This is a genomic window from Rhabdobacter roseus (genome assembly GCF_014202275.1).
Classification (GTDB): domain Bacteria; phylum Bacteroidota; class Bacteroidia; order Cytophagales; family Spirosomataceae; genus Rhabdobacter; species Rhabdobacter roseus.
This window is the reverse complement of sequence record NZ_JACHGF010000018.1, coordinates 58,747-67,383: the sequence shown is the minus strand read 5'-3', so window position 1 is coordinate 67,383 and position 8,637 is coordinate 58,747. Positions and strand designations below refer to the sequence as shown.

At 45.5% G+C, this 8,637-nt stretch carries 7 protein-coding genes; 2 read left to right on the top strand and 5 right to left on the bottom strand.

All coding sequences use genetic code 11. The features are described 5' to 3' along the window. Window positions 1–113: 113 nt before the first annotated feature. The 5 genes from HNQ92_RS27545 to HNQ92_RS27525 all read right to left on the bottom strand — a co-directional run bounded on the left by HNQ92_RS27545 (window position 114) and on the right by HNQ92_RS27525 (window position 5,364). Complete coding sequence (locus HNQ92_RS27545) at window positions 114–1,970, bottom strand: ATP-dependent nuclease (RefSeq protein WP_184179710.1); 1,857 nt, start codon at window positions 1,968–1,970, stop codon at window positions 114–116. Between the two features lie 218 nt (window positions 1,971–2,188). Beyond that, a complete protein-coding gene (locus tag HNQ92_RS27540) occupies window positions 2,189–3,097 on the bottom strand; it encodes an alpha/beta hydrolase fold domain-containing protein (protein WP_184179707.1) in 909 nt (302 codons plus the stop codon). 130 nt (window positions 3,098–3,227) lie between these two features. Then, window positions 3,228–4,349 carry a tyrosine-type recombinase/integrase gene (locus tag HNQ92_RS27535; RefSeq protein WP_184179704.1) on the bottom strand — a complete coding sequence of 374 codons (1,122 nt, stop codon included), beginning with the start codon at window positions 4,347–4,349 and terminating at the stop codon, window positions 3,228–3,230. Further along, entirely contained in the window at window positions 4,339–4,680 is a 342-nt protein-coding gene (locus HNQ92_RS27530; RefSeq protein ID WP_184179702.1) for a single-stranded DNA-binding protein, read from the bottom strand. The genes HNQ92_RS27535 and HNQ92_RS27530 overlap by 11 nt, the downstream gene beginning before the upstream one ends. A 273-nt stretch (window positions 4,681–4,953) precedes the next feature. Further along, complete coding sequence (locus HNQ92_RS27525) at window positions 4,954–5,364, bottom strand: OsmC family protein (RefSeq protein WP_184179698.1); 411 nt, start codon at window positions 5,362–5,364, stop codon at window positions 4,954–4,956. A gap of 523 nt (window positions 5,365–5,887) precedes the next feature. Between HNQ92_RS27525 and HNQ92_RS27520 the strand changes: the two genes are divergently transcribed. Beyond that, window positions 5,888–7,135 (top strand): efflux RND transporter periplasmic adaptor subunit, encoded by a 1,248-nt coding sequence (locus HNQ92_RS27520; protein ID WP_184179695.1) that lies wholly within the window; start codon window positions 5,888–5,890, stop codon window positions 7,133–7,135. Between the two features lie 23 nt (window positions 7,136–7,158). Then, the gene (locus HNQ92_RS27515; RefSeq protein ID WP_184179692.1) at window positions 7,159–8,622 is read left to right on the top strand and encodes a TolC family protein; all 1,464 of its coding nucleotides are present in this window, start codon (window positions 7,159–7,161) and stop codon (window positions 8,620–8,622) included. Window positions 8,623–8,637 lie beyond the last annotated feature (15 nt).

The following is an 8,637-nucleotide window of genomic DNA, read 5'->3' as shown; positions in this document are numbered from 1 at the left end:
AAATATTCTTTCACAAATCACCGTCTACCAGGAAAATGACATCAGCTAAGAAAGCGGAATCCTAAAATTAAAAAATAGGTTGTGCAACGGTTACCGCTGTTATGCCCAGTTTTTTATATGTCGAAATTGTGGGCGTTTGTTGTCTGATTAAAATTAACCTCAAGAGGTGTTCCTGTTAAAGTTTCTCTTATTGTTATTCTACATTCAAATGTTCTGTTGTCATTAATTGTCAAATTTTGCAATTCTAAAATTTGATTATATAAAGCATAGTTAATTTTTGCATTTCGAGTGAGGTCTTCATCATTATTAACTTCGCCTTTTGCAATACCAGTCTGCACTCTATGTATCCATTCAAATATTTCAAACTTGAGATGTTTCTTAATTTCAATTTCAATAACAGGAACAGCCTCTTTTAAAATTGCTATTAAATCAGAATACGAAGTATTAATTTCAGGTGAGTCTGCTTGGAGAATATAATCCCTTTCGGTGTGAAACCAGGTGTCTTTATTAGAAATATTCAAATAATCAATAGCAGATTGTGTATAATAATGTTCTATTTCACCTTTTGGAAATATGAATGTATTGCACGATTTAAAAGCATTATGAAGTTGTGCCATTCTTCCAATTATTAAATTTAGACTAGCGATATTAGGAGCATCTAAAACTGTCCTTATTTCTGCATCATATTTGAATATTGTTAAAAGTATGGCAACCCTTTTAGAATGTTCTTCTTCGGGTGTAAATGAGGCTAATTTTGCTTTTAGCGTAATAAGTTGAGGAATAGTTGTTTCTTGACTTAGAACTCTTGTAGCAATGTTACTAAGATGTGTTTCTAAATCTCCAATTTCATTTGAAAGATTTGCTCCAATACCTTGTTGTTGAACATAATTTTGAGAACGCTCATCTTCGCAAACAACTCGTCTTAATCGTCCTCTAAAAACAGCATCCAAGTCCGCAATAATTCTACAGTTAATTTTTAATGATTTGCAAAGTTTATAAAATACACCTAGTTCATCTTTACCACCAACATCAATAATGCAAGAACCCGATGCACCAATATTTATTCCGATTTTTTCAAATAATATTGAAATTATTTGTTGGTCTGTATACCCTTCAACAAAAACGGGGTTTTGTGAAAAGAAAAATTGTTTGTGATGTGTATTAAATCTAGGCAGGAATTTTCTTAACACAAACTGGTCATCTGCATCTAATTCGGTTACATAAGTAGGAACTTTATTTAAATGACAAACAAGTATGTTTTTTAAATCATCAAGTGTTTTTAAGTCAATAAAATAGGGAGAATGTGTAATAATAAAAAACACCTTTTTACTCGGATCGGTAAGTGGGTTACCTGCAAATTTTCTGATTTCTTGGAGAAAAAAGGACTGAAATTGCGGATGGAGGTGTAATTCTGGCTCGTCAAAAATTATGCAATTTTTTATTGGGTCATATAGGAATGTTAAAAGTGTTATAAGTTCTTTAAGTCCATGACACTCACTTTGACTGAGGTTGTATTCATCTCCAGCCTTTATATTTTGCATTTTAGCTTTTAAGTAACCACCTTCTTCTACTAATCGTATAGTTTTTCCAAAGATGTCCGAAAGAAGCGCTTCAATTTTTAATCTAATATCAAGTCGTTCCTTAAGGATAATAATTGCTGAAGAGGAAAGACCACCTTGTTCTGCGTAAGTTTTATATTGCTGAAAGTTACTTATATTGAAACCTTGCGTCAAGCTGGCACCACCATAATAACTGATTTCATTTTTTTCCAAACCCATCAATCTTTCAGCATTCAGATATCTTGCTTGAAAGCCATTGTTGTTAAAGTTGCTTTTTAACTGTTCTGCAAGCAATGATTTACCTGTTCCATTGGCTCCAACTAAATAATTGATATACCCCCATTCGTTTTTAATGAAATGTTCGTTTCCCCATAAAAGAGGTATTGATATGTCAATGTTCTTCGCTATCATATTGTCGTTTTAAAATTGGGCATAACGAAAAGGGCTTGTGGCCAGGTGGGGAATTTGAAACTCAATTGCCCGAACGTCCGATGGTATATATTACTGTTAATCAATTACTTAAAAAAGTTCAACAAATTTCCGCCAGCCGAAACAAAAGTACAAAAGAATTACCAATGTTCAATAACTTCCGTACGCCCCACTTGCCACAAACCCATGTTACAAGCAGTTTATTTTATCCTGTCCAAAAAGGTAAATATTTGTTCGTATGCTTCTTTCAATTCTTTAGCAGTAGGGTCGTGCTTACCATTTGGGACAAAAAGTACAAAGTTTCTATTTTTGTCAATATTCAATTCTCCAACAAATTTTGTGAATGTCGTTGGTGGAATTTGGTCGTCTTGTCCTCCGTGCCACAAAAAGAATGAAGGGTCATTCTTGTCAAAAAATGTAATAGGTTCAAATTTAACTAGCGTGTCTTTCGGTGTGTAACCATTAATAGAAGGAAATAACGCATTACCAACGTCCTTGAATAACTGCATTTCGTTATCAACAAACACTTTTTCTACAACGTCTAAACCGTCTACTGGTCCAGAGAAATTGATAATTGCAGAAATTTTTACTCCCGTATTCAAAGGATATGGGTAGTCAGAATTATTAGCCCCCACACCAACATTACTTGCAATGTGTCCGCCTGCTGAAAATCCTGTAAGAACTATTTTGTCTAAGTTTAATTTGTAAGCGTCATTTTTAGTTTTTAAGTAATTGATTACGTTAGTCAAATCTTCGGTTGCTAACGGTATTCCACGTTTTAGTCTATAATTTACGTTTACTACGTTGAGACCTTTTTTTAAATATGGCTGAATATATTTTTCTTCTTTGGTTTTGTCACTTAGGTAATAGCCACCACCGTGAAGAAAGATAATTGTAAAATTCTTATCCTTTAATTTTTTTGAATTATTAGAAATATAAATGTCCAACTTTTGCTCTTTGTCTGTTCCGTAGATTTCGTCCTTCAATATACGGTATGAAGTTATCAATTCTTCATTTGAAATGTCTGGAAGAGATGTTAACTTAACAGACGAACAAGAAATAAGTCCCGTCAATAATAGTGTGATAAAAAATAGTTTTAGAAATTTCATATTTATTGATTGTCGTTTTAAATTGCTTGTAACTCCTAAATATACGCAAGTTTTGCAGTACTTTTAGTATTTATTTTCATTATTCTAATATTAAATTGTATTTATGGTGCAGTATATATTAAGGTATTGTTTAATTAATCTTTTTTATATTTAAAGCATCAAATGGACTTTTAATATTTTTAAGTGTTCGGTTACTTACGTGAGTATAACGTAAAGTAGTTTTAAGGTCGTTATGACCCAAAAGCTCCTGAATGAGTTTTATATCGGTTCCGGCTTCATGTAAATGCGTTGCATAGCTATGCCGTAGACTATGGAATGTTACAGGCTGGTAAATTCTGGCAGCAGCTTTTGCGCGCTGGAACACTGACTGTAGGCTTCGTGCACTATAAGGCTCACTTTCAAACTGTCCCTCAAATAACCAAATTTTCGGTTTATAATTTACATAATAACGCCGCAGTAATGCCAAAATACCTTCCGATAAAGCTACGGTACGGTCCTTCTTTCCTTTGGCCCCTTTGATATTAATCACCATGCGCTCGGAATGAATATCACTCACTTTCATGTTCACTACTTCACTTACCCTGAGGCCGGCTGAATAAGCCAAATATAGCATTGCTTTATGTTTGAGGTTCTCAAGCTGTGCAAATAACCTCTCAACCTGGCTTATGGCTAATACATTAGGAAGAACGATCCGTTTTTTGGGCCTGGGAATCTCAAAGAAAAACCGCTCCCGATGAAGCACCTGTTCAAAATAAAACTTTATGGCATTAATCCGGCTGTGCAGCGTATTTTCGGATAGCTTCAAGGTATTGGTGCAATACAAAAAATAGCTGCGTAGGCGATCCGCATCCAGGGAGTCAACCGGGGTTGCTTTCAGCATGTACAGAAGTTGCGCAAACTCATTTCGGTAGGTACTAAGGGTACTCTCGGCGTAGGCTTTTAGCTGTAACGTTTCAATGAGCAGCAGCAGAGCCCTTTGATTAACCGGATGAATATGGCTGAGCACTTCCTTTCCAACCAAAGATAGCGTTAAGCCAAGTATCCGACGATTGGCGGGAGTATCACTCACATACCAGGATGTTAACGTGCGGCTCCAGCGCGCTCCCGGCAGGCTCCGCACGCGCCGATTGAGGTCAGCGCAGTACTCAAATCTAATGAGTATAACGGACTTTCCACCGTGCTCGATGGTATCAAAAGTCCATTCAACCGGTACTTCAAAAGTAGGGGCGGAGCGGGTTGTATTAGGATTCATCTCGTTTGTCAAGCATAATGATCTGATCTCCGATTATTTCGGTCACATATCGTTTGGCACCTTCCTTATCCTCAAAGTTTCGGGTTTTGAGTTTTCCCTCTACATAGATCAAACTCCCCTTATGCAGGTACTTTTCAGCCAACTCGGCAAGGCCACGCCAAAGTACGATGGAATGCCAATCCGTGGTAGTATGTACCTGCCCCTTTGCATCTTTATAACTTTCCGAAGTAGCCAGTGAAAACTTAGCCACGGTCACGCCTTCCTGTACCCTCTGGATGTCAGGATCACCTCCAAGATTCCCAATCAACGTTACTTTATTGAGGCCGCGCATGAGCTGAAGGGTAGGGTGGCGTTAAAATTCCTTTCAATTTATTAAAAAGTAAGTAGCTATTTTTAGTTGCCTGTATTTTTTTCTTATACCCCCTTGCTGAACCACCGTCTCTGGCTGCAATCGTGCGCTTTTACAGCACAAATCAATGGCTACGTTTACCGTTATTCGTATTCTCACCATCAGCAAAGCCCAGGGTTATGATCCGTGACGTTTTATACCTATGCTAACGGGCTTCATAAACTTGCCAATCAAACACCCACAAGGGCTTAAAATCTATGCACTTTCCGTCCGTAATGTAACAGCAACGCCTTTTCTCAACGTATTGTGCACCTCGGCTATCGTATCGACATGCGCAATGAGGTCCGTGATTTCTTGGTCGGAAAGCGTAGGTGACTGAACCCGAACGGTGTAAACTATATGGGAAGCGGGCTCTCCTTCTTTCCCGAATTCACCCGATACAGTTACTTCCACGGAAGTGATGTTCAGTTTACTTTTGTTGGCTTCTCGGTACACGTCGTTGCAAAAGCAGATGGCAAGGGAGAGGAATAAGAGTTCCCCGCCGTTCACCGATGAGCCGAAACCGTTGTCCTTCGCGGGCACAACCAATGTCTTTTGGCGTCCTTCGGTGGCCACGGAAATGCTATTCAGCTGAAATTCGTTTTTGATGGTGGCGGAAATGTTCATACGTAAAGTTTAGTTGTCAGGGAAAAAGGTACCTAAAGCGCCGGTTTGAGTCTCTGGTTGATCTTCTCACCAATATAATTAATGCCGCGTGTATGAGTCGGGTACTTGGTCTAGTTAAAAAAATAGGAAATATCCGAAAGAGTTTCCCGCGATGCTATAGGACTCCATACACTTGCCGGTGAAAACAGCAAGGACAAAACTCAAGAATCATTTTTATCCAATGTAATCGAAAAGCCATCAATCCCAATTTCTATACTGCTAAAATTTTATCAAGCGGTACATAAAATTTATCACCGTTTAGCTGAACTCTTCCGCCTCGGCTACTTCAGAATCCACAAACGCCGCAAAGTACCTCCCAGCTACCTAGTGCGAAACCACACTCTCCGTGCGAAATCGCACGCTTTTCATGTATACGGGTTTAGGTTAATAAGTTAAAAGACAAGAGGTTAACCCTTGGCACGGCCTTGGTAGTAAGCAAGGTACTTTTAGCCATGAAAACGTTAAACTACCCCAACCCCTCCTTATGGATCGAGAACTAGCCCCGGAGTACCTCCAACGCCAACGCAACCGCCGCTGGGGCTTCAGCCTGGGAGTGGTACTGCTGCTGGGCGCGGGGGTGTACTTGCTTTGGAATTCGCTGCAAGGTACCCTCGATGCCTCCCGCGTCCGGACGGCCTCGGTGGCGGTGGGCGAGGTGGACAACACCCTCACGGCGGCGGGCGTGGTGATACCGGCCTACGAGCAAATGATCGCGAGCCCGATCCGGGCCAGTATCCAGCGGATCTTGCTGACGCCCGGTACGCAGGTACTTCCCGGCCAGGCCATTGTGGAGCTGGACAAATCGCTGACCGAAATTGAGTACGAAAAGTTGCAGGATCAGCTGGCCCTAAAACAGAACAGCATTGAACAAATGCGCATGAAGCTGGACAAGAACCTCTTTGACGCCGAGATCAACGACAAGATCAAGCTCCTGAACATCAACCGCCTGCGCGCAGACCACGAGGATGCCATCCGGCTGCAGAAGGTAGGGGGCGGCACGGCCGAGGACGTGACCCGCGCTGAAAACGCGCTCCGCATCGCGGAGCTGGAAAAGAAGCAGCTCGAGAACGACCTGGCCTACAACCGGCGGTCGATGGGAGCCAGCCTGCGGGAAATGGAGCTGGGCGCGCAGATTGAAGGTAAAAACTCCAAAGAACTCCTGCACAAGCTCAAAAAGGCCGACATCGTGGCCGACCGCAAAGGGGTACTTACCTGGGTGAACGAGAACATTGGCTCGTCGGTGAGTGAGGGCGAAATGCTGGCCAAGGTGGCGGATCTGGGTAGTTTCCGGATCGAAGGTACCTGCTCGGACGTGTACGCCGACCAGCTCAAGGCCGCCCTGCCGGTGATTGTGCGGGTGAACGAAAGTACCCTGCGCGGGACGATCGCGCAGGTGAAGCCCGCCGTAAAAAACGGCGTGGTGGAGTTTGTGGTGCAGCTCGACGACGCCACCCACGCGTCGCTGCGGCCCAACCTGAAGGTGGAGGTGTACGTGGTGACCAACCGGAGCGTACGTACCCTGCGGGTAGCCAACGGACCGGCCTTCAAGGGCAAGCGCCGGCAGTACCTATACGTACTCCAGGACGGCACCGCCCGGCGGCGCGAGGTGGAGGTAGGTTTGTCGAACTTCGACTACGTAGAAATCAAAAGCGGCGTGCGGGCGGGCGAGCAGGTGATCCTGACCGACCTGAGCGAATACGAACACCTGGAAACGCTGAAGATCGTACCCTAAGCCCCCTAAACTACCCCCTCTCCATGAAGACCATTTTACAGGTACTTGGGATGCTTTGGATAAGTACCTTGCTCAGCTACGGCCAGGTACCGGGCCAGCCGCTCTCGCTCGGCGAGGTGGTGCAGCTGGCTAGGGCGCAGTCGCTGGCGGCCAAGCAGGCGGCCACCCAAAAGAAAACCAACTACTGGCAGTACCGCTCGTTTCAGGCCAACTTTCGGCCCCAGCTCGCGCTGGAAGGTACCTTGCCGGGGTTTACGCGCTCGTTCATCGAGGTACTTCAGCCCGACGGCACGGTGGCCTTTCAGCCGGTGTCCAACAACAACTCCCTGCTGAACCTCTCGCTGAGCCAGCAGGTGTCGCTCACGGGCGGGACGGTGTTCGTGCAGCACCAGTTGCAGCGCTTCGACGACTTCGCCCGCAACAACACGCTCTACAACGGCATTCCGTTCGCGATCGGGCTGGAGCAGCCGCTGTTTCGGTTCAATCCGCTGCGGTGGAGTCGGAAGATCGAGCCGCTGCGGTACCAGGAGGGCAACCAGGAGTTTTTGGAAACGATGGAGCAGGTGGCCGTGACGGCCTCGGAGCGGTACTTTGAGCTTCTGGTGGCGCAGGTTAATTTACAGATTGCCCAAAAGAACCTCAGCAACAACGATACGCTCTACCAGATAGCGCGGCAGAAACTGGAGCTGGGCAAAGTATCCCAGAACGACCTGTTGCAGCTCCAGATGGGGGTACTTACGGCCCGGAAAGACTACGCCTCGGCCCAGCAGGCGGCGGCGGTGGCTACGCTGAAGCTCAAAATGTACCTCAGCCTGCGGGAGGAAAAAGAGCTAGTGCTGGAAGTACCCCGCGAGCTGCCCGATTTCGACGTGGACCCGCAGCGCGCGCTGGCCGAGGCCTTTGCCAACCGCTCGGAGGCGATCGCGTTTGAGCGTCGGCTGCTGGAAGGTACCCGGGAGATGGAGCGGGCCCGCAAGGAAAACGGCCTGAACGCCTCGCTGAACGCGACCTTCGGGCTGTCGAACCGGGGCGCGCGGCCCAGCGACGTGTACCACCGCCCCCAGGACCGGGAGTTTGTGGAGGTGCGGTTTGCGCTGCCCATCCTGACCTGGGGGCGCAACCGCGCCCGCACCGAAGTGGCCCGGGCCGAGCTGGAGCTCACCGAGCAGGTAGTAGAGCAGGGGAGGCTCACCTTCGAGCAGGAGATTTTTACGCAAGTGACGCTGCTGCAGATGCTCCAGCAGCAGGTGAAGCTCACCGGCCTGGCCGACCAGATTGCCGCCAACCGCTACCAGATCGCGCAGGATCGGTTTATTCTGAGTAATTTGAGCGTGACGGACCTGGGCATTGCGATGCAGGAAAAAGACCGCGCCCGCCGCGACTACATCCTGGCCCTGCGCGACTATTGGCAGGCCTACTACGCGCTGCGCCTGCTGACGCTATACGATTTTGAAAAGAACCAAAAAATAACCGCAGGCGACGCGTAAAGTACCCCAAGGTAC